Below are 20,773 nucleotides of genomic sequence, written 5' to 3'. Positions count from 1 at the left end.
CGGGTATTCTTGCCACAGAAGGGGCGCTTGCGCGCGGGGTGGACGGCAAAGTCTACCAGCGTTCCGCCCCCCGTCCGGTGTCCGATCGGCGGCAACTTCGTGACGGGCGCGTGTCCAACCGGTTGACAGTCCTCGGGATTGTCGGACATACTTGCCGGCCATATTTAATCTTCACCCGGATGTCTTCGCCATGAAGCGTACTTTCCAGCCCAGCTTGCTCAAGCGCGCCCGTACCCACGGCTTCCGCGCACGCATGGCGACCGCCGACGGCCGCAAGATCATCAACGCCCGTCGTGCCAAGGGTCGCAAGCGCCTGATCCCGTAAACGGCGATACGGTCGTGCGTGCCGCCGCCATGCCGCGCGAAGCGCGGTTACGCCGCGCCGCCGACTTCGCCGCGTTGCGAACAGTCAGCGGTCGCCTTGGCGGCCGCTGTTTTCTTTTGCGCTTCGGAAACAACGACGTCGACACCGCCCGGCTCGGCCTGGCCATCTCCAAGCGCTGTTCCAAGCGCGCGGTCGACCGTAACCGGATAAAGCGCCTGGCCCGCGAGGCCTTCCGCCGCGCCCGCCCCGATCTTCCGCATGTCGACATCCTGGTCATGGCCAAAGACATCGCCGTGCAGGAGACGGGCGCGGCGCTGCTCGCCGAGCTGGAAACCCTGCTGCGTCGCATCCGGCCGTTGAAGCGCGAGGGTGCGGACGGCACAATCGCGCGTTGATCTTTCTTAAGTCACCCCCGCCCTTCCCGGCCCCACGGCCGCGGCGTCATTCGGATCTGGCCCTGCAATGAATCAAACGCGCACGCTTCTCTTCTTCGCGCTCATGTTCGTGGCGTATCTCCTGTGGACCGAGTGGGAGAAGGACTACGTCCATCCGCCGGCCCCCGCTGCGCCGGCCGCCCAGGTCGATGCCGCCGGCAAGCCCGGTGCCGATGCCAGCATTCCGGGCTCCACCGCGCCGGCCGCTGTTCCGACTGAGAACGCCCCGCCCGCCGAAGGCAAGGCGGAGCTGGTCACCCTGTCCAACGATGTGCTGCGCCTGACGATCGATACGCGCGGCGGCAGCATCGTCCGCTCGGAACTCCTCTACTACCCGACCAACCCGGTCACGAAGAAGGATCCGGTCTCGCCACCGGTGCGCCTGCTGGACGACGAGGGCGCGCACTTCTTCGCCGCGCAGGACGGCCTGGTCAGCAGCAACGGGGCCGCGCCGGATCATCGCGCCCTGTTCCATGCCGACAAAACGGAGACGACCCTGGCCGATGGCCAGAAGTCGGTCAGCCTCGACCTCACCTGGACCGATCCGTCCGGCGTGAAGGTGGTGAAGCGTTACACGCTCAAGCGGATGGACTACGTGGTGGATCTCGACCAGCGCGTCGAGAACGGTTCCACGGCGGTCTGGACGGGTAACGCCTATCACCAGCTGCAGCGCGTCGCCAACGAGAAGGTCAACTGGTTCAAGGCGTATACCGACCCGGCACAGCACAGCTTCTTCGGTGCCGCGTGGTACAGCCCGGATACCAAGTTCGAGACGCTGCCGCTGGTGGACTTCGCCAAGAAGCCGCTCAACCGCGCGATCACCGGCGGCTGGGTCAGCATGCTCCAGCATTACTTCTTCGTCGCGTGGATTCCGCCAGCGGAGCAGAGCGTCACCTATAGCAGCGCCGTGGTCGATCCCAACTCGGCCACGCCGCGCTACCTGGTGCGTGCGTTCGGTCCGGCCATGCAGGTGGCCCCGGGCCAGTCGGTCGACAGCGTCGCGCGCCTGTACATCGGGCCCAAGCTGCAGGGCACGCTCGATGCCATCGCCCCCGGCCTGGAACTGACCAGCAACTACGGCTGGTTCACCATCATCGCGCAGCCGCTGCACTGGCTGCTGTCGCAGCTGCACGCCATCAGCGGCAACTGGGGCGTGGCCATCATCCTGCTGGTGCTGCTGATCAAGGCCGCCCTGTTCAAGCTCACCGACGCGCAGTTCCGCTCGGGTGCACGCATGCGCAAGCTGCAGCCGCGCATCGCCGCGCTCAAGGAGCGTTACGGCGACGACCGGATGAAGATGCAGCAGGCCACCATGGAGCTGTACAAGAAGGAGAAGATCAATCCGATGGCGGGCTGCCTGCCCATCCTGATCACCTTCCCGATCTTCATCGGTCTGCTGCGCGTGTTGTCCGAATCGATCGAACTGCGTCATGCGCCGTTCTTCGGCTGGATCCACGACCTGTCGGCGCCCGATCCGTTCTACGTGCTGCCGGTGCTGTACTTCCTGGTCACGCTGCTCACGCAGCGCATGATGCCGACCGCCGGCATGGACCCGACCCAGGCCAAGATGATGAAGGTGATGCCGTTGATCTTCGGCGTCTTCTTCGCCTTCTTCCCGTCGGGCCTGGTGCTGTACTGGACGGTGAACGGCGCGACCAGCCTGCTCCAGCAGTGGTGGATCAACCGCAGCGTGGAACGGGCCGACGCGGTAGCGAAGATCACCAAGGCATAACCTCAAGGCGGCGCGTCGAAAGACGCGCCGCTTCGCCATCGGCGGGTAAGAAATGAATCACGGCGACGACACCATTGCAGCCATCGCCACCGGCGCCGGCGCGGCCGGTGTCGGCGCCGTTCGCGTCTCCGGGCCACGTGCACCGGCCATCGCCGCGACCTTGCTGGGTCGCGAACCGAAACCACGCCACGCGCATTTCGCCGCCTTTCGCGACGCTGATGGCGAATTGATCGATCGGGGCCTGCTGCTGTCCTTTCCCGCGCCGGCCTCCTACACCGGTGAGCACGTGCTCGAATTGCAGGGCCACGGCAGTGCCGTGCTGATGGACGCCCTGCTTCGCCGCTGTATCCAGCTGGGTGCAAGGCTGGCACGACCGGGTGAATTCACCGAGCGGGCTTTCCTCAACGGCAAGCTGGATCTCGTCCAGGCCGAAGCGGTCGCCGATGTGGTTGCCGCTACCTCGGAAGCGGGCGCGCGTGCGGCACTGCGCTCGATGGAAGGCGTGTTCTCCGTGCGCGTGGATGCGTTGCTCGCCGAGTTGATCGCCTTGCGCGTGCACATCGAAGCAGCCATCGATTTTCCTGAGGAGGAGATCGACTTCCTTGCCGATCCGCTCATCGGCGAAAAGCTGAGCGCATTGCGCACGCACCTCGATGAGCTGCTGGTCGAAACACGTCGCGGGGTCAGGCTCAACGACGGTATCGTCGTAGCGATCGTCGGCCGACCCAACGCGGGCAAGTCGAGCCTGCTGAACGCGCTGGCAGGCGAAGACCGTGCGATCGTCACCGATATCGCCGGCACCACGCGCGATGTGTTGCGCGCCTCGGTCAGCATCGACGGCGCGTCACTGGAGCTGGCCGATACCGCAGGGCTACGCGAGTCGGACGACGTCGTGGAGCGCGAAGGCATTCGTCGCGCGCATGCTCAGCTGGAGCGATGCGATGTCGCGCTGCTGGTGACGGACGAGACGCATGTAAGTGCCGACCTGCCGTTCTTCGATGGTGCCCCCGACCATGCGACACGCATCGTCATCGTCAACAAGATCGACCTGACCCGCACGGTCGCACGTATCGAGCGGTGTGACGGCTACGACATGCTGTGGTTGTCCGCGTACACCGGTCTGGGTATGGATGCGTTGCGCAGCATGTTGAGGGAATTGGCCACCGCGGGTTCCGGTGACGGTGCATTCAGTGCGCGCCGTCGCCATGTGGTCGCCCTGGAGGCAGTGCGCGATCATCTCGCTCGCGCGAACGGTGCGTTGCATGGTTCCCACGCTGGGGAAATTGCGGCGGAAGAGCTTCGGCATGCGCAGCAGGCTCTGGGCGAAGTGACAGGAGCCTATTCGTCCGACGATCTTCTGGGTGCGATATTCGGGTCGTTTTGTATAGGAAAGTAAGGTCCCTCTCGCCGTTTCTTCCTACGTAGCGGATCGACATCAAAAACGGCTCAGCAGGCTTGAATGGCTCCCCGGGCCGCTGTTCGCTTCTCAGCCATCACCGACGCCGCCCACACCCCGATGCCGGCCAGCGCCAGCAAACTTCCCACCCAACCCGGCGACGTCCATCCGTAACCCCCGGCGATGGCAAGCCCACCCAGGTAAGGACCCAACGCATTCGCCGTATTGAACGCCGAATGATTGAGCGATGCGGCCAGACCCTGCGCATCGCCCGCCACGTCCATCAGCCGCGTCTGCAACACGGTGCCCAGTGCCCCGCCGATACCGATGAAGAACACATCCAGGCTGAGCAGCCAGACGTTGCTGGCGGTGAACGGGAAGATCGCCAGGATCACCAGGCTCCACAGCAGCAGCACACCCGCCGTGCGCATCAGTGCGCGATCGGCGAACACCGGCACCACCATGTTGCCGATGGTCATGCCGATGCCGAAGACGGCCATGACCCACGGCACGCTGGACAGCGGCATGTGGGTGACGTTGATGAGGATGTCGGCCAGGTAGGTATAGACGGCAAACATGCCGCCGAAGCCGATGGCGCCGATCGCCAGCGTGTACCAGACCTGCGGACGCTCCAACGCGCTGAGTTCACGCAGCGGACTGGCCTTGGCATCCGCCGGCGTGTTCGGGGCGAAGATGGCGACGGCGATCATGGTGAGCAGGCCGAGCACCGCGACCAGCGCAAACGCCCAGCGCCAGCCGACGGCCTGGCCGAGCCAGCTCGCCATCGGCACGCCCACGATGGTGGCGCAGGTCAGGCCGAGGAACATCTGCCCTACCGCGCGTGTACGGCGGTTGGCCGGCACCAGGGACGAGGCGACCAGCGCGGCGACGCCGAAATACGCTCCGTGCGGCAGACCGGCGAGGAAACGGAACACCAGCATCCAGTGATACCCGGGCGACAGGCCGGTCAGCCCGTTGAATACCGTGAACATCGCCATGAGGATCAGCAAAAGGCGGCGTCGTGGCACGCGTGCGCCCAGCACCGTCATGACCGGCGCGCCCACCACGACACCCAGAGCATAGGCGCTGATCGCATGTCCGGCGGTGGGTGCATCGATGCCCAGGCCCTGCGCGAACAGGGGGAGCATGCTCATCGAGGCGAACTCGGTGGTGCCGATGGCGAAACCACCGACGGCCAGGGCAAGGATCACCAGGCCGACATGGGCGACACGGACGGGCGGTGCGCCCGGCTCGGGGAGGGGAGCAGAAGCAGACATGAAAGGACTCGGCGACAGGAGAGGCGCGCCCGGCATGATGCGGCGCAGCATGCGTCTAGAATACGCCCGTGGCCGGAACGGTGAAACCGTGGATCGAGCCGTCGCCCTTTACGCCGCCGTGTCGGGAAGCGGGTGATCGCGGATGAACTCGATGAACGCGCGCAGTGCCGAGGTGACTCGCCGCTGGCGGGGGTAATACAGCATGAAACCGGGATACGGTGGACACCAGTCCTCGAGCACGCGCACCAGCAGGCCGTCGGCCACCAGGTCTTTCACCTGGTCGTCCAGCACCAGCGTCAGCCCGATGCCAGCGACTGCGGCGTCCAGGGCGATGCGAAAATCGCCGAACGTGACCCGTCCGCGGACATCCAGTTCGAGCTTGGTCGAGCCCTGCTCCAGCTCCCACTTGTAGATGCGGCCGCTGGGAAAACGAAAACGGATGCAGTCGTGCTGGAAAAGATCGTCGGGCACCAGCGGCGTGCCGCGGCGGGCCAGATAGTCCGGCGAGGCCACCACCGCGCCGCGCTGCACACCGCTGATCGGCACCGCGATCATGTCCTCGGGCACCTGCTCGAAAAAGCGGATGCCTGCGTCGAAACCTGACGCAACGATATCGATCAGGCCATCGTTCTCGACGGCCTCGAAATGGATATCCGGATAGGTGGCCAGGAACCGTGGCAACAGGGGCGGCAGCAGCAGCTGCGCCGTGACCCGGGGCATGTTGATCCGCAAGGTGCCCGCGGGCGCCGCCCGAAAGTTGTTCATCTCCTCCAGCGCGTCGTTGACGCCCATCAGGGCCGGCTCCAGCCGTTCCAGCAGGCGCTGGCCGGCTTCTGTCAGGGAGACGCTCCGCGTGGTGCGGTGGAACAGCACCACGCCGAGCCGCTCCTCCAGCCCCCGTATCGCGTAGCTGATGGCGGACGTCGACAGGGTCAGCTCCGCGCCGGCCTTGCGGAAGCTGGCGTGGCGGGCGACTGCGGCAAACGCGGCAAGGTGGGAAAGGTTATCGGGACGCATGATTATCAAGGATACCTCAACGATACATGCCGATAATCCCGCTGGCGGGGCTCATTGTTGAGGGTTTATCGTTGCGCAGCTTTTTCCACTGAATGAGGATGACCCCATGATCGATGTCCGCGGATATGCCGCCAAGAGCGCAACCACGCCCCTCGTTCCCTTTACCTTCCAGCGCCGCGAGCCGGGCGACCACGACGTTCGCATCGAAATCCTCTACAGCGGCGTCTGCCATTCGGACCTTCACCAGGCCAAGGGCGACTGGGGCAACTCCGTGTTCCCGATGGTCCCGGGCCATGAAATCGTCGGGCGTGTCGTCGCCGTCGGTTCGGCCGTGAAGAAATTCAAGGTGGGCGACTTCGCCGGCGTGGGCTGCATGGTCGATTCCTGCCGTGAATGCGATTCCTGCGAGAAGAGCCTCGAGCAGTACTGCCTGAACCACACCAGCTTCACCTACAACGGCACCGAGCAGGACCGGACCACGCCGACCCAGGGTGGCTATTCCACCGAGATCGTCACCGAAGAGCGCTTCGTGGTGAAGATCTCCGAAAAGCTCGACCTGAAGGCCACCGCGCCGCTGCTGTGCGCCGGCATCACCACCTATTCGCCGTTGCGCCACTGGAACGTCGGCCCGGGCCAGAAGGTTGGAGTGATCGGCCTCGGCGGCCTCGGCCACATGGGCGTGAAGTTCGCCAAGGCGCTGGGTGCGCACGTCACCATGATCACCACCTCGGCCTCCAAGGGCGAGGATGCCAAGCGCCTCGGTGCGGATGCAGTGCTGCTCTCCACCGACGCCGACGCCATGACGGCGCAGGCCGCCAGCTTCGATTTCCTGCTCAATACGGTGCCGGTGTCGCACGACATCAACCCGTACACCAGCCTGCTGCGGCTCGACGGCACCATGGTGCTGGTGGGGGCGCTGACCCCGCTGGAAGGCGTGGTCGGTGGCAGCCTCATGCTGCCCCGCCGCACCATCGCCGGTTCCGCGATCGGCGGCATGGCCGAAACGCAGGAGATGATGGATTTCTGCGCCGAGCACAACATCGTGTCCGACATCGAGGTGGTCGACATGGCCTCGATCAACGAGACCTATGTGCGCCTGGCGAAGAACGATGTGCGCTATCGCTTCGTGATCGACATGGCGACCATGCCGGCCTGAGGTAAACCTATCGCCCACATCGTGGGCTCCTACCAAGCGGAGCGAATCGCTCGGTAGGAGCCCACGATGTGGGCGATACTTGGCTTATTTTCGCCGCCCAGACCGAAGGAACCGTCTTGAAGCGCTTGCTCCGCTACCTCGGTCTCTTCGTTGCACTGGCCGTCGCGTTCCTGGCCTTCGTGGCCGTCACCGCGTGGCCCAATATCGGCGCGTGGCCGAAGGACACACCGACACAGGCCGACGCGACATCGCCGCAATGGCACGGGCAACGCTTCGCCAATCCCGATGCGATGTACATGAACCTCAAGGGTGGCATCTGGCAGATCCTGCAGTCGAAGCCCGGCGAGGAACCCGATGCCCCTGTGCCGACGAAGGATTCCTCGGCGCTCTACGCCAAGCCCCCGGTGAGTGGCTTGCGCGTCACCTGGTTCGGCCATTCCTCCATGCTGGTAGAGATCGACGGAGTGAACGTCGTCGTCGATCCGTTCTGGAGCGAACGCGCGTCACCCTTCCCGTGGCTGGGCCCGAAGCGCTGGTACGAACCCCCGGTATCGATCGATCATCTGCCACACGTCGATGTCGTGATCGTCTCCCACGATCACTACGACCACCTCGATCGCGCCTCCGTGCAGGCATTCAACGCACGCGGTGTCCGTTTCGTCGTGCCCCTGGGCATCGGTGCGCATCTGCGGGACTGGGGCGTGCCCAACGATCGGATCACGGAACTCGACTGGTGGCAGGAAGCGACGGTGGGTGCATTGCGCATCGTGTCTACGCCGTCGCGTCATGCGTCCGGGCGCCTGTCCGCACGTAGCGATGCGACGCTGTGGACCGGTTACGCCCTGATCGGCCCCACGCATCGTGCGTTCTACTCCGGCGACACGGGCATGAATGCCACGTTCGCCGATGTCGGCACCAGGTTCGGCCCTTTCGACGTCACCATGATCGAGGACGGCCAGTACGACGCGCAGTGGCCCGACTGGCACCTTGGCCCCGAACAGGCCATGCAGGTGCACCGGGACGTCCGCGGCAAAGTCCTGATCCCGGTCCATTGGGGCCTCGTCAAGCTCGCACACCACGGCTGGACCGAACCGGTGGAACGGATACTCGCGGCGGCGCGTTGCAGCAAGGCGGAGGTACTCATCCCCGAGCCGGGCCAGGCGGTGGAACCGACGACGCACCCGACGATCCCTCGCTGGTGGCCGAAGCAGCCCTGGTTCACGGCGTCGCAGCATCCGATCGTCGCGTCGCGCGATGGCAATCCCAACCATAAGTTCGACATACCGGTTTGCCCGTAACGCCAACTCCCATGATCCGCGGCCTGAGCCCTTGCCGAGGCGACTACCCGCTAGCGATCGCGTCCCAGTTGAGATCGTAACGGGCGAGGTACTTGCGCAGGCGGTCGGCGTCGTTGGTGCTGGCGCGCTTGCTGCGTGACGCGGCGAACAATTGCCGGCCGGCTTCCGACAAACTGCGGCAGCGCCGGCACACGGCGATCACTTCGCGTAGCTGCAAGCGGTCGAACAGGTCGAGGTCGTCGACCGCGTCGCCAAGCAACTCACGCAATGCGTCGCCTGCGCCGTCCTGGTGCCAAAGTCGACGCAGGCGACCGATTTCCTCGTCGACGCAATCACGATTGATGCGTCCGGCCGGCGCTAGCGTGGCCATGCGCGTGACCGATGCGCCGAGGTCGCGAAAGTTACCCGACCACGGTGCGTCGCCCGATGTGGCGAACGAAAGATAGCTTTGCCGTGCTTCCTTGTTGAACGTGACACGACGGTTCTCCTCCTTCGCATATCGCTCCAGCTCATAATCCAGGTTCGGCTCGATGTCCTCCAGGCGCTCGGCGAGGCTGGGCAGATGGAACGACCAGATGTTGAGTCGCGCATACAGATCGTCGCGAAAGCGGCCTTCGGCGACACGCCTGCCAAGGTCACGATTCGTGCCGGCAATCAGCTGGAAGTCGCTCGCCACTTCCCGATCGCTGCCAACGGGAAGAAAACGTTTGTCCTCCAGCGCGCGCAGCAGCATCGCCTGCTCGTCGGCGCCGAGTTCGCCGATCTCGTCGAGGAACAGCAAGCCCTTGTCCGCGCTGCGCAGCAAGCCTGCGCGTTCGCTGACCGCGCCGGTGTAGGCCCCCTTCACATGGCCGAACAATGCGCTCATGGCGCCGTCGCCGCGCAAGGTGGCGCAGTTCACCTCGACGAAGCGGCCGGTGACTTCGCGCCGCGCCTTCTTGAGTTCGAACAGGCGACGCGCCAGCTGGCTCTTACCTGCGCCGGTCGGCCCCATCAGGAGGATCGGTGCTACCGAGCGGCTACCCACGGTCTCGATCTGCTCGATCATCCGGTTGAACGACGCATTGCGGGTGGCGATGCCGCTCTTGAGGTAACTGCGATCTTCCTGTTGCTCACTCTCGAAACGCTGGGCCAGGCGGTCGTAGCGCGACAGGTCGAGGTCGATGACGCTCAACTCGCCTGCACTGGCCGAGACGCCTTGCTTGCGCGGCGGCGAGGCCTGCAGCAACCGGCCGGGCAGGTGGCGACTCTCCGTCAGCAGGAACAGGCAGATCTGCGCGACGTGGGTGCCGGTGGTGATGTGGATGTAGTAATCCTCGTTCTCCGGGTCGAAGGGATAGCTGCGCGCGAACGCGTACAGCGTCTCGTAGACGGATTCGAAATCCCAGGGGTTGGCGATGTAAGTGTCATGGATGCGGACCTCGGTCTCCGGCGAGACCTGGCCGAGGTCGTCACGGACAAGGCGGCTGGTCTTCGCATTGCGCCGCGCGTCCACGAGCAACTCCATTCGCCCAATGAGGAAGTCCTCGTGCAGGCCAAGCGACACCGTGGGGCGCCAGCGCTCCCAGCGTGCCGGGCCGTCGCCTGCATCGAGTTGGGTGCCCAGGAAGCCGATCACCACCTTGGTCTTCATGTTGATCCCATCGGATAAACAACGATATTTACATATCGTAACGAATTGACAGTAGGTGAGCTACGTCCATGCAGCTAGGTAAATTTACCGATCATAATCAATAACATATCGACGTCTTGGCTTCGTTGGCACGGCTAATGCTCTATTCCAGTTGTTCCCGGGAGATCGACCGGGTCGAGCTGATCTTGCCCGGTCCCCAAGATTTACCCCGACGGGAATGGGCCCGTCGGGGCGGGGCAGGAAGCGAGTGCACGTGGACCTGTCGCCATCTTTGTTCATAAGGAAGCATTGAAATGAGTACCACCGCTTACGAAGTCATCAACGAGCCGGGCGCCGTGGCGATCAAGCTGTGGACCCGAGGCGTGCCGCTGGAAGACGAGGCACGCCAGCAGCTGATCAATATCGCGAAGCTGCCGTTCGTGCACGGCTGGCTGGCGGTGATGCCCGACGTCCACCTGGGCAAGGGCGCCACCGTCGGCTCCGTCGTGCCGACCATCGGTGCCATCGTGCCGGCAGCGGTGGGCGTCGATATCGGCTGCGGCATGATCGCCACGCGTACCACGCTCACGGCATCGGACCTGCCGGACGACCTGCGCGACCTGCGTCACGGGATCGAAGCGGCCGTGCCGCACGGTCGTACGGTCGGCAAGCGCGACAAGGGTGCCTGGGCCACGCCGCCGAAGGCCACCGAGGACGGCTGGGGCGAGCTCGCGCAGGACTTCGCGCTGATCACGGCGAAGTATCCGAAACTGGCACGAACCAACAACCTGCACCATCTCGGCACGCTCGGCACGGGCAACCACTTCGTCGAGATCTGCCTCGATGAGGAACAGCGCGTGTGGTTCATGCTGCACTCGGGATCGCGTGGTGTCGGTAACGCCATCGGCAACCATTTCATCGAGCTGGCCAAGCAGGACATGCGGCGCTGGATGATCAACCTGCCGGACCAGGACCTGGCATACCTGCCGGAAGGCAGCGAGCACTTCGGCGACTACGTGTTCGCGGTGGACTGGGCACAGCGTTTCGCCCGCACCAACCGCGCGATCATGATGCGTCACGTCGTCGACGCCGCGCGCAAGGTGATCACCAAACCGTTCGAGGCGTGGTCGGAGGCGGTGAACTGCCACCACAACTACGTGAGCCGCGAGCGCCACCTGGGCAAGGATGTGCTGGTGACCCGTAAGGGTGCGGTGAGCGCCCGCAAGGGCGAGCTCGGGATCATCCCGGGCAGCATGGGCGCCAAGAGCTTCATCGTTCGCGGTCTCGGCAACGAGGAAAGTTTCCACAGTTGCAGCCACGGTGCGGGACGCATCATGAGCCGTACGCAGGCGAAGAAGCAGATCACCCTCGAGGAACACCGCAAGGCGACCGCGCATGTAGAGTGCCGCAAGGACGCGGACGTGATCGACGAATCGCCGGCGGCTTACAAGTCGATCGAGGCGGTGATGTCGGCGCAGGAGGATCTCGTCGAGATCGTCCACACCCTGCGCCAGGTCGTTTGCGTCAAGGGCTGAAGGAAGACGCCCCACCCGCGGGTGGGGCCATGAATGGGAAAAGGACATGATCGAGATAGACGGCCAGGCCGGCGGCGGCCAATTGCTGCGCACCGCGCTGGCTCTCAGCTTGTGCACCGGCGAGGCATTTGCCATGACCGGTATCCGTGCCCGGCGCGAGCGTCCGGGTCTGCTGCGTCAACACCTGACCGCCGTGGAAGCCGCGCGTGCGGTGGGCGAAGCGCGGGTCGACGGCGCGGCTATCGGATCGACCGAACTGCGTTTCACCCCGAACGGCGTCCGTGCCGGCGAACACCGCTGGTCCATCGGCACGGCGGGCTCGACCACGCTGGTGCTGCAAACCGTGCTGCCTGCCTTGTGGATGCACGGCGTGGCCGCGCGCCTGACGATCGAAGGCGGCACGCACAATCCCCAGGCGCCGACGGCCGACTTCATCGATGAGGCTTTCCTGCCGTTATTGGCGCGGATGGGCCTCGATGGCGACTTCGTCCTGGATGGACACGGGTTCTATCCGGCCGGCGGCGGCAGCATCTCGTTCGACCTGCGCCCGAGCGCAAAGCCATCGGCGTTACACCTGCCGCAGCGTGGCGCGTTGGTGGAGCGCCATGCGCGCGCGATTCTTTCTGCGATATCGCCGGGCGTGGCGCAGCGCGAGTTGGAGGTCGCACGTCGCCGCCTGGGATTGACGGAGGACGAGACCTCGGTGCGCCAGATCAAGCCGCCGGTCGGCCCAGGTAACGCGCTCAGCATCCGTTTGCGCGCAGAGCACAGTATCGCCGTGTTCACCGGCTTCGGGGTCAAACGGGTCAGCGCCGAGCGCGTGGCCGAATTGGCCAGCAACGCCGCGCACGAGTGGCTCAGTACGGACGTGGCGATCGACGAGCACCTCGCCGACCAGCTGTTGCTACCGATGGCGCTGGCCGGCGAAGGCAGCTTCAGCACCACGCTCCCCTCCGACCACACGCGAAGCAATGCCGCGCTGATCGAGAAATTCCTGCCGGTGGAGTTCAGCTTCCAGGAGGAAGGGCGTGGTCGCTGGCTGGTGGACGTATCCCGTTAGTTGCCAACCGGGGAAGCCATATAGCCGATGCCGTCATGGCAGAAGACGATCCACCTCGTGTCCACCGATGTCGCCCGCGCGCCTGAAGGCCGTAGCGATATCGTCGCATTGCCTGGGCGTGGCGCCGGCGGCTTCGAACGTGCCACGCCACTCCCTCACCACCCGAACGATCCTGTCGACGATGGTTGCCGCGTCGGGAGGCAACAGACCGAACAGGCCGGCGGCGCTCATGGCGTTATCCAGTGTGGCGCTCCGCCCGTAGCGGCCGACACCGAGGTGAAGGCTGCGTTCCCTGGCTACCTGGGGTTTGGGCACGACGTCGTAGAGCGGACTGAGCCGCCATCCACGTGCCTCGTGGAGAAAGGCATGATTTCGGAGGTGATCGTCGTCATTGGAGACGAGGATGTTGAAAACCATGCGTCCGAAGAGCTCTTCCCGATCTGCCGCCAGCTCTCCCCCGACACCATGCCTGCTTAGCACGTCCGCGATGGCGCCGTAGGTTGCGTCGGGCGACTCACGCTCGTGCAGGCCAAGCATGGTCAGCGCACTGACCATGTGTTTCCTTGTCATCCCGGCGTCGCTGGCTTCCCGATCGAACCGCCGGATGAGCATGATGCGCCGGCCGTCCGGAAGCCTCTCCAGTCGGGTCGGCGGCACGTTGAGCCCTGCATCCCTCGCAAGTTCAAGGGTGGCAAATTCGACGAGGGGAATATCGAAACGGTCGTCCTTCGCTGGGAATTTGGCGATCCATTCATGCCGATCGACGTGGATGACAGCCTTGGGCCGTGCGCCACCCACGGAGGGGCCGCCCTCGAAGAAGGCGGCGAGTCTGAGCGGGACCGGTTCTCCGTCGGCGATCCGATCGGCCGCCTCCTGAAGGTATTGAAGGTCGAGAATCCCTGGCAACAGGCCCGGCGCCGCATCGTCCTCGGGGCGGGATCGAATATCCAGGGCACCCGCGCGATAAGGCCCTGCTTCGTCCATGTAGCGCCACTCGGGTAAACCGTTCGGCGGTGCACGCAGCTTGTTTTCGATCACGCGTCGTCCCCACGCATCCGGCGTGGCGTCGCGAATGGCCCCGAACAGGGCAAGACCGTTGACGGGAACAAAGTCCCTGTCCTCCCCGGCGCCGAGGGGCATGCTGATCGGATCGACAGGCAACGCGTTCCGACGCTGGACGTAACGTCTGCCATAGGCAAAGCGCGAGGCACTTACCTCGATGCCGTCTTCGATCATGGAAAGCCTGCCCGCGGGTACGGCGGAAGCCGTTCCAGGCAAATGAATGAATACGGTCCGGTCGATCACGTCAGAAGTCCAGGTCGTCGCGCGTCGATGAGCGCACAGGACGTTTGGCTCTTGTTTCGTCCAGAAGAGCGTCGGATGCTCGATCTTCGAGACGCTCGAACAATCGCAACAGACCCAAGGCGTCGAAGACGCTCAACCAGGTGCCCAGCGACGCGCTGACCACCCCCTTTTCGAGGCGGGTCATGGTCGGGGCACTGATGCGAGCCCGCTCAGCGAGCTCGACCTGAGACCAGCCCCGGGCAAGCCGGGCTGTTTTTACCAGACCTGCCAGATGCGAGCCGACTCTGACCACCTGAGGCAAGGCAAACAGCTGTTCGTCACGACGCATAAATTTCTAATTCTTTAGAAAAGTGGCATCAATCTATCATCTAAGAAATAAGCGATGCGAGATTTCTTACTCTTTGTAGTAAGGGCCTTAATCTATCATTTAAGAAATTTTAGTGCTTCAAAGCGCCTCAACCCGGCATGACCAGACGCATCGTTACCTGGTCCAGCGGTCTCCCACTCGCCTCATCCACCACCAGCGCCCTTACCGGCTCTCCTGTCTCGTCATCGACCATATAGGACATCGCCGCGCCGTCCCCATTGTGGCGCCGCCCCCACTCGCCTAGCGCCGCCATGATCGGCAGGAACTCGCGGCCAGCTTGCGTCAGCACGTACTCGTCCCGCGGCGGACGCTCGCTGTAGCGCCGCTTTTCCAGCACGCCGGCCTCGGTCAGCGCTTTCAGGCGGCGCGAAAGGATGTTCGGCGCAATGCCCAGGCTGGTGCGGAACTGGTCGAACTGAGTCATGCCGCGGCTGGCGTCGCGCAGGATAAGCACGCTCCACGTATCGCCCACGAGAGCGAGTCCGCGAGCGATGGCGCATGGCCCTGAAGAAAGTCTGTCGATGTCCATTGCATTATGATATCAACGTCACTATCGTACGGCAACGCAGTCACTATCTTATTGCAACTTACCGTACGGAGTTCCCCATGAGTCACGAAAACAAAGGCATGGCGCTGGTCACCGGCGCATCGTCGGGCATCGGCGAGGTTTACGCGGAGCGGCTTGCCGCGCGAGGCTACGATCTTCTGCTCGTCGCCCGTCGGCTCGACCGCCTCGATGCACTGGCGTCGACAATCACCGCCGCCACCGGCCGCCGGGTCGAGACCCTCAAGGCCGACCTGGGCGATCGCACCGACGTCGCCAGGGTCGAGAAGCGACTGACCGACGATGACTCGATCACCCTGCTGGTGAACAATGCCGGCATCTCGCTGGACGGCAGCTTCCTCGAGAACGACAGCGAGGCGATCGCGAAGCTGATCGCCATCAACATCACCGCGCCCACGCTGCTCGCAGCGGCAGCCGCCAAGGTCTTCGTCGCACGTACGAACGCCGGCATCGTCAACGTCGCTTCGGTGCTCGCCTTCGCGCCGGAAATGTTCGATGGCGTCTACAGCGGCTCCAAGGCCCACCTGCTGAACATCAGCCAGAGCCTTGCCGTGCAGTTGAAGGATCGCGGCGTGCGCGTGCAGGCGGTGCTTCCGGGCGCCACCCGCTCCGAGATCTGGGAAAACGCCGGCAAGGATATCGACGCGTTGATGCCAGGCATGGTGATGGACACGGCCGACCTGGTCGACGCGGCACTGCGGGGCTACGATCGTGGCGAGGTGGTGACCATCCCGCCGCTGCACGACGAGGGCCTGTACCAGGCTTTCGAGGCTGCCCGCGCTGCGATGGCCCCGAACCTGTCACGCAAGGATGTGGCGCCGCGCTACCGCGCGTGATCGCATCGGTACAGGCGCGCGCCAGTTGCGCGTGCCTGTACCGGCGATGATGGGTTACGGCTTCGGCACGATCTTCCGCAGCATGCCATCCCCACCGCCGCGGACGTACCAGACACTGCCGTCGGCCGGGTTCACCTTGAGTGCGCGCACGCTGCCGGTATACACACCCGCCGCATCGCGGCCGTAGCGCTCCACGCCCGTGACGTTGCCGGTGCTGTCCAGGATCACGCGATAAAGCGCGATCGAGGATGTGGACCCCAGCAGCGCCGAGCCCTGCCACTGCGGGAACAGGGCGCCCTTGTAGAAGGCCAGGCCCGACGGCGACATCGAGTTCGTGGTCGGGAACCAGCCCCAGTACGCGGCTGGCCGCACGAACTGCGGCGCCGTGTCGTGCCGGGGGTAAGGCTGACCGGGCATGTATGCATCGCTGCCGTAGTGGTTGCCGTTGCTCACCAGCGGCCAGCCGTAGTTGCCCCCTTTCACGATCTGGTTGAACTCGTCGCCGGAGGAAGGGCCCATCTCGGTTTCCCACAGCTTGCCGTCCTCGCTGAAAGCCAGGCCGTAGGGATTGCGGAAGCCGCTCGCCCAGATCTGCCCGGCCACACCGCCCTGCGTGGCATGCGGGTTGTCGGCGGGTGTGCTGCCGTCCAGGTTCAGGCGGATGATCTTGCCCAGGCCGCTGTCCGGCAGCTGCGCGGTGAAGCCCCGATCCTGGTTCTGGTCGGGCACGTCGCCGTCGCCGACGGAGAGGAACACATGTTGCCCGTCCGGCGCGAAGGCGATGCGGGCTCCCGGCTGGCCACGCACGGAGTAGCTGGAGGGTTCCTGCCATACCGTCGTGACGTCGGCGAGTTGGGCCGTGGTGGCCGACTCGACGACCCGGGCTTTCGCCAGCGTGAGGTGGTTGCGACCGTCTGCCGCCTTCGCAACATAGCTGAACCACAACACCTGGTCCGAGGCATAGGTCGCCGGCACGGCCACGTCGTGGAAGCCGCTCTGTCCGCCGCCGCCGTTCGCCCCGACGGATGCGGGTACGCCGGTGACGGCCCGCTTGGCGCCGCTGGCGTCCACGATATACAGGTGGTCGCTCTTCTCGGTCACGACGACGCGCCCGTCCGGAAGGAAGTCCAGTCCCCAGGGATTGTCGAACGGGGCGATATCCTTGATGACGAACGGCGCGGGTGGCTCGGTCTGGGCACCGGACACGCGGGCGTTGTACGACGTGGTGGTCTGGGCAAAGGCACACGGGGCGATGCATGCCCCTGCAAACAGAACGGTGAGCAAGGGCGAACGACGCATGACGGGGAGCCTCATGGGGGAGTGGTCGCAAGAAGCTACGCCCGGCGCCGCGTCGGCGACCGCCCAAAACCGGCCCGGTTGCCGGAAGTCGCGACTGCTTCGCATATTCACGTCGCGTCCGACCCTGCTTGTGAACGCTGCCAGCGGCTTACGCGATGTTCGCGCGTGTTTTCACACGAATGCCGGCTAAACTACGGGGCTCGCTCGGTATCTTTGCGGTTAGGCATGCTTTCTCTCGTGTTCGGCGCCTTCGGGCTGTCCACCCTCTGGCTGCTTCCCCTGCTCTGGCGCGTCACCGCGGCGCTGATCCGGCGGCGCACGCCGCCCACCACCGGCCCCGGGGCAATCCGCTTCTGGACCGGCTTCATCCTTGTCCTCCTGGCCAGCACCACGCTGGAGGGCATCGTCATCGCCCACTACACCGACGATCCGGGCGTTGGTGGCGCCGTGTGCCGCTGGCTGGGCGCTGCATTCGGCGCGTTTCCTGGCGGCGCCCTCGCGGCGGCCATCGCCCTGGCCGTGATGATCGTGGCCTTGCCGTGGTACCTGGGTGTCGGTTGGTCGGCTGCACTCGCTCGCATGAACGGCCTGATCGAGCCGGTCGGCGCGCTGGCGATCGAGGGCTCCCGCCGCCTGTTCACCCGCTCGGCGGCGCGGGCCACCGGTCGACGTCCCGCCGCGGCCGTACGCCGCGCGGATCGGGCACCGGCACGCCGTCGCGGGGCGGCGGCTCCCTCGCGTGCGCCTGTCGCCAAACCCTCGACGTCGACCGCGCCCGTGGCATCGGACGTGAGCAACGGCACCGTCCGCGGCGAGCCGTTGCGTGCCTCCCGTGTGCGGCCGTCCACCACCACGCCCGTGCCGCCGCGTCACCGGATGCGCCCCGACACCGTCATCAGCGAGCCATGGCTGGCGCCTCGCGCCTACGCGGGCGCAGAAAGCAGCGTCGAACCGCCATCAGCACCGATGCCCTCGGCACCGCCCTCCTCGATACATGCACATGATTCGACCGCTGTCCCGGCCGAGGTATCCTTGCGCGCTCCCCTCCCGACGCCTGCGCCCGACATCGCGCCGGACGCCGTGACCGTCACGATGCCGGCCCTCATCGGCCGCCGTCGACCGATGGAAAGCCAGGCCTTCCTGCCGCCATCGCAGCGCACGATACCCGGCAGGGATCGTCTGCATGAGGCCACCACGACCGATCCCTTCGAAGCGGCGGATGCGCCACCCGCCGACGAATACGCGTCGGCCATCGTCGAGCCGGTTGTCGACGCACCACGACCCGCTGCGCCTACGCCCGTCGAACGGACACCCGCGAACGCGTCCACGGTTCCGCCTTCGGTGGCGCCAGTGTCCCGCTTCGCCATCGCGGCGAATGACGAAGTGCCGGTGGAGCCTGCCCGCGTCACCACGGTCATCCTCTCGCCGGTGAAGCCGCTGCGTGCGGCCACCCAGACCAGCGCGGTAGGCATTCCGCCGTTGACCCTGCTCGCCGCCGCCGCGCACGACGTGCTTTCGGTATCCGAGCAGGAACTGACCGATACCGGTGACCTGATCGAGCAACGCCTGCGCGAGTTCAAGGTGCCGGTGCAGGTGGTCGGCGCTTCGGCGGGGCCTGTGATCACGCGTTACGAGGTGGAGCCCGCCGTCGGCGTGCGTGGCAACCAGATCGTCGCGTTGATGAAAGACCTCGCCCGCGGCCTGGGTCGCACCACCATCCGCGTGGTGGAAACCATTCCCGGCAAGACCTGCATGGGCCTGGAGCTACCGAACGAGCAGCGCCAGATGATCGCGTTGTCCGAGATCCTGGATTCCCGCGAATACCGCGACTCGGATTCGCTGCTGACACTGGCGATGGGCAAGGGCATCACCGGCGAGCCGGTGGTGGCCGACCTGGCCAAGGCGCCACACATGCTCGTCGCGGGCACGACGGGGTCGGGCAAGTCGGTGGCGGTCAACGCCATGATCCTGTCGATGCTCTACAAGGCCACGCCTGAAGACGTGCGCATGATCATGATCGACCCGAAGATGCTCGAGCTGTCGGTGTATGAAGGCATCCCGCATTTGCTGGCGCCCGTGGTCACCGACATGAAGCTGGCCGCCAACGCGTTGAACTGGTGCGTGGCCGAGATGGAAAACCGCTACAAGGTGATGTCCGACCTTCGTGTGCGTAACCTTGCCGGTTTCAACCAGAAGGTGCGGGAAGCGCGTGCGGCCGGTAAGCCGCTGTTCAATCCGTTCCCGGCGCATCCGGAAGTGCCCGAGCACCTCGACACGATGCCGATGATCGTCGTCGTCATCGACGAGCTGGCCGACCTGATGATGGTGGCCGGCAAGAAGATCGAGGAACTGATCGCGCGCCTGGCGCAGAAGGCGCGCGCCGCGGGCATCCACCTGATCCTCGCCACGCAGCGTCCGTCGGTGGATGTCATCACGGGCCTGATCAAGGCGAACATCCCAACGCGCGTCGCGTTCCAGGTGTCGTCGAAAATCGACTCGCGCACCATCCTCGACCAGATGGGTGCCGAAAGCCTGCTCGGTGCCGGCGACATGCTGTTCCTGCCGCCGGGGTCGGGGTATCCGCAGCGCATCCACGGCGCCTTCGTCGCCGACGAGGAAGTGCATCGCATCGTGGCCTGGCTGAAGCAGTTCGGTGAGCCCGACTACAAGGACGAGATCCTCGCCGGCCCGCCCAGCGAAGCGATCGAGGGCGAGCCCGGCGACGACGGCATCGATGCCGAACTGGACCCGCTCTACGACGAAGCCGCCGCCTTCGTGCTGCGCTCCCGCCGCGCGTCGATCTCGTTCGTGCAGCGCCAGTTCCGCATCGGTTACAACCGCGCCGCGCGACTGGTGGAAGCGATGGAAGCCGCCGGACTGGTTTCGTCGATGGGCATCAATGGCCAGCGCGAGGTGATCGCTCCCGTGCCGCAGGAATGATAGAAGGTTGACCCTGGTCTTCCGTGCTTTTTATGGTGTTGACACGATCAAGACTTGATGGCTGAATCCGATTAACTGCGGTTTGCGGCTTACGGGGGATTGCCTTGAAAAAGAGAGAGCCACTGGCGGGGCGTACCGTGCGTCTGGCACGGGCGCTGCTACTCATTTTTTCCACCCATCTGGTTAGCTCAATTTGTATCGCTGCGGAACCCGTAATCACATATTATTTTACTGACCCTAACGGTAACGTGCTTATGACTACCGATGAGCACGGCAATATCCTGACGTGGTCAGATTATCGACCCTACGGACAATCGGCTAAAACGGAAGACGTACTAAAAGGTGTTGGCTTCGCGGGTCACTTTTCTGATTACGATACTGGTTTGTCGTATATGCAGGCTCGATACGACGATGTCGTCGTTGGACGCTTCGTTAGCGTAGACCCGTTCAAGCCAACACCTGGCGATATATTTTCGTTTAATCGTTTTGCATACGCATCTAACAACCCGATCAGCAACGTTGATCCGGATGGCAAGGATGACTGTACGGCACAGGGTCAGAATGGCGACTCGAAATGCTCAGACACATCGCCACCTAGGGAAGCCCTGATTTAATCCCC

17 protein-coding genes and 1 pseudogene are annotated in these 20,773 nt (G+C 64.8%); 11 read left to right on the top strand and 7 right to left on the bottom strand.

Annotated features, from left to right (window positions below; all coding sequences use genetic code 11):
- Positions 1-190: 190 nt before the first annotated feature.
- From rpmH to mnmE, 4 genes are all read left to right on the top strand, one after another.
- A complete protein-coding gene (rpmH, locus tag AB8808_RS20880) occupies positions 191-325 on the top strand; it encodes a 50S ribosomal protein L34 (RefSeq protein ID WP_036109021.1) in 135 nt (44 codons plus the stop codon).
- Positions 326-339: 14 nt separating this feature from the next.
- A complete protein-coding gene (gene rnpA / locus AB8808_RS20875; protein WP_369925627.1) occupies positions 340-720 on the top strand; it encodes a ribonuclease P protein component in 381 nt (126 codons plus the stop codon).
- A 67-nt stretch (positions 721-787) separates the two neighbouring features.
- Positions 788-2,491 (top strand): membrane protein insertase YidC, encoded by a 1,704-nt coding sequence (gene yidC, locus AB8808_RS20870; RefSeq protein WP_369925625.1) that lies wholly within the window; start codon positions 788-790, stop codon positions 2,489-2,491.
- 52 nt (positions 2,492-2,543) lie between these two features.
- A complete protein-coding gene (gene mnmE / locus AB8808_RS20865) occupies positions 2,544-3,887 on the top strand; it encodes a tRNA uridine-5-carboxymethylaminomethyl(34) synthesis GTPase MnmE (RefSeq protein ID WP_369925623.1) in 1,344 nt (447 codons plus the stop codon).
- A 50-nt stretch (positions 3,888-3,937) separates the two neighbouring features.
- Here the strand turns inward: mnmE and AB8808_RS20860 are convergent, their stop codons facing one another.
- On the bottom strand, positions 3,938-5,164 hold the full coding sequence (locus AB8808_RS20860) for an MFS transporter (RefSeq protein WP_369925621.1): 1,227 nt from the start codon (positions 5,162-5,164) through the stop codon (positions 3,938-3,940).
- Between the two features lie 108 nt (positions 5,165-5,272).
- Positions 5,273-6,181, bottom strand: coding sequence for a LysR family transcriptional regulator (locus tag AB8808_RS20855; protein ID WP_036138689.1), 909 nt, complete (start codon positions 6,179-6,181; stop codon positions 5,273-5,275).
- A 106-nt stretch (positions 6,182-6,287) separates the two neighbouring features.
- Between AB8808_RS20855 and AB8808_RS20850 the strand changes: the two genes are divergently transcribed.
- Entirely contained in the window at positions 6,288-7,337 is a 1,050-nt protein-coding gene (locus AB8808_RS20850; protein ID WP_354515681.1) for an NAD(P)-dependent alcohol dehydrogenase, read from the top strand.
- Between the two features lie 116 nt (positions 7,338-7,453).
- Positions 7,454-8,635: an MBL fold metallo-hydrolase gene (locus AB8808_RS20845; protein ID WP_369925618.1), complete on the top strand. Its 1,182-nt coding sequence runs from the start codon at positions 7,454-7,456 to the stop codon at positions 8,633-8,635.
- Positions 8,636-8,678: 43 nt separating this feature from the next.
- On the opposite strand, the gene rtcR is transcribed toward AB8808_RS20845, so the two are convergent.
- A complete protein-coding gene (gene rtcR / locus AB8808_RS20840; RefSeq protein ID WP_369925616.1) occupies positions 8,679-10,268 on the bottom strand; it encodes an RNA repair transcriptional activator RtcR in 1,590 nt (529 codons plus the stop codon).
- A gap of 293 nt (positions 10,269-10,561) precedes the next feature.
- On the opposite strand from rtcR, the gene AB8808_RS20835 reads away from it, so the two are divergent.
- Together AB8808_RS20835 and rtcA are read left to right on the top strand one after the other, a co-directional pair.
- The gene (locus AB8808_RS20835; RefSeq protein WP_369925614.1) at positions 10,562-11,782 is read left to right on the top strand and encodes an RtcB family protein; all 1,221 of its coding nucleotides are present in this window, start codon (positions 10,562-10,564) and stop codon (positions 11,780-11,782) included.
- Between the two features lie 46 nt (positions 11,783-11,828).
- Positions 11,829-12,842: an RNA 3'-terminal phosphate cyclase gene (rtcA, locus tag AB8808_RS20830; protein WP_369925612.1), complete on the top strand. Its 1,014-nt coding sequence runs from the start codon at positions 11,829-11,831 to the stop codon at positions 12,840-12,842.
- Positions 12,843-12,875: 33 nt separating this feature from the next.
- On the opposite strand, the gene AB8808_RS20825 is transcribed toward rtcA, so the two are convergent.
- The 3 genes from AB8808_RS20825 to AB8808_RS20815 form a co-directional block, all read right to left on the bottom strand.
- Positions 12,876-14,147 carry a type II toxin-antitoxin system HipA family toxin gene (locus AB8808_RS20825; RefSeq protein WP_369925610.1) on the bottom strand — a complete coding sequence of 424 codons (1,272 nt, stop codon included), beginning with the start codon at positions 14,145-14,147 and terminating at the stop codon, positions 12,876-12,878.
- A gap of 1 nt (position 14,148) precedes the next feature.
- Entirely contained in the window at positions 14,149-14,475 is a 327-nt protein-coding gene (locus AB8808_RS20820; RefSeq protein WP_369925608.1) for a helix-turn-helix domain-containing protein, read from the bottom strand.
- A gap of 127 nt (positions 14,476-14,602) precedes the next feature.
- Entirely contained in the window at positions 14,603-14,968 is a 366-nt protein-coding gene (locus tag AB8808_RS20815) for a winged helix-turn-helix transcriptional regulator (protein WP_506193237.1), read from the bottom strand.
- Positions 14,969-15,120: 152 nt separating this feature from the next.
- Between AB8808_RS20815 and AB8808_RS20810 the strand changes: the two genes are divergently transcribed.
- Complete coding sequence (locus tag AB8808_RS20810; RefSeq protein ID WP_369925604.1) at positions 15,121-15,915, top strand: SDR family NAD(P)-dependent oxidoreductase; 795 nt, start codon at positions 15,121-15,123, stop codon at positions 15,913-15,915.
- Positions 15,916-15,969: 54 nt separating this feature from the next.
- Here the strand turns inward: AB8808_RS20810 and AB8808_RS20805 are convergent, their stop codons facing one another.
- Positions 15,970-17,214 carry a PQQ-dependent sugar dehydrogenase gene (locus AB8808_RS20805; protein ID WP_369925602.1) on the bottom strand — a complete coding sequence of 415 codons (1,245 nt, stop codon included), beginning with the start codon at positions 17,212-17,214 and terminating at the stop codon, positions 15,970-15,972.
- 1,266 nt (positions 17,215-18,480) lie between these two features.
- Here AB8808_RS20805 and AB8808_RS20800 point away from each other — a divergent pair.
- Positions 18,481-20,154 (top strand): annotated as a pseudogene (locus AB8808_RS20800) (DNA translocase FtsK); the annotation flags it as partial.
- 104 nt (positions 20,155-20,258) lie between these two features.
- On the top strand, positions 20,259-20,768 hold the full coding sequence (locus AB8808_RS20795; protein ID WP_369925600.1) for an RHS repeat-associated core domain-containing protein: 510 nt from the start codon (positions 20,259-20,261) through the stop codon (positions 20,766-20,768).
- The last annotated feature ends 5 nt before the right edge of the window (positions 20,769-20,773 follow it).

The sequence above is a fragment of the Xanthomonas sp. NCPPB 2632 genome, assembly GCF_041228075.2.
GTDB lineage: Bacteria > Pseudomonadota > Gammaproteobacteria > Xanthomonadales > Rhodanobacteraceae > Luteibacter.
Note: the sequence above shows the minus strand (reverse complement) of the source record. Positions and strands in the feature narration are given on the sequence as shown.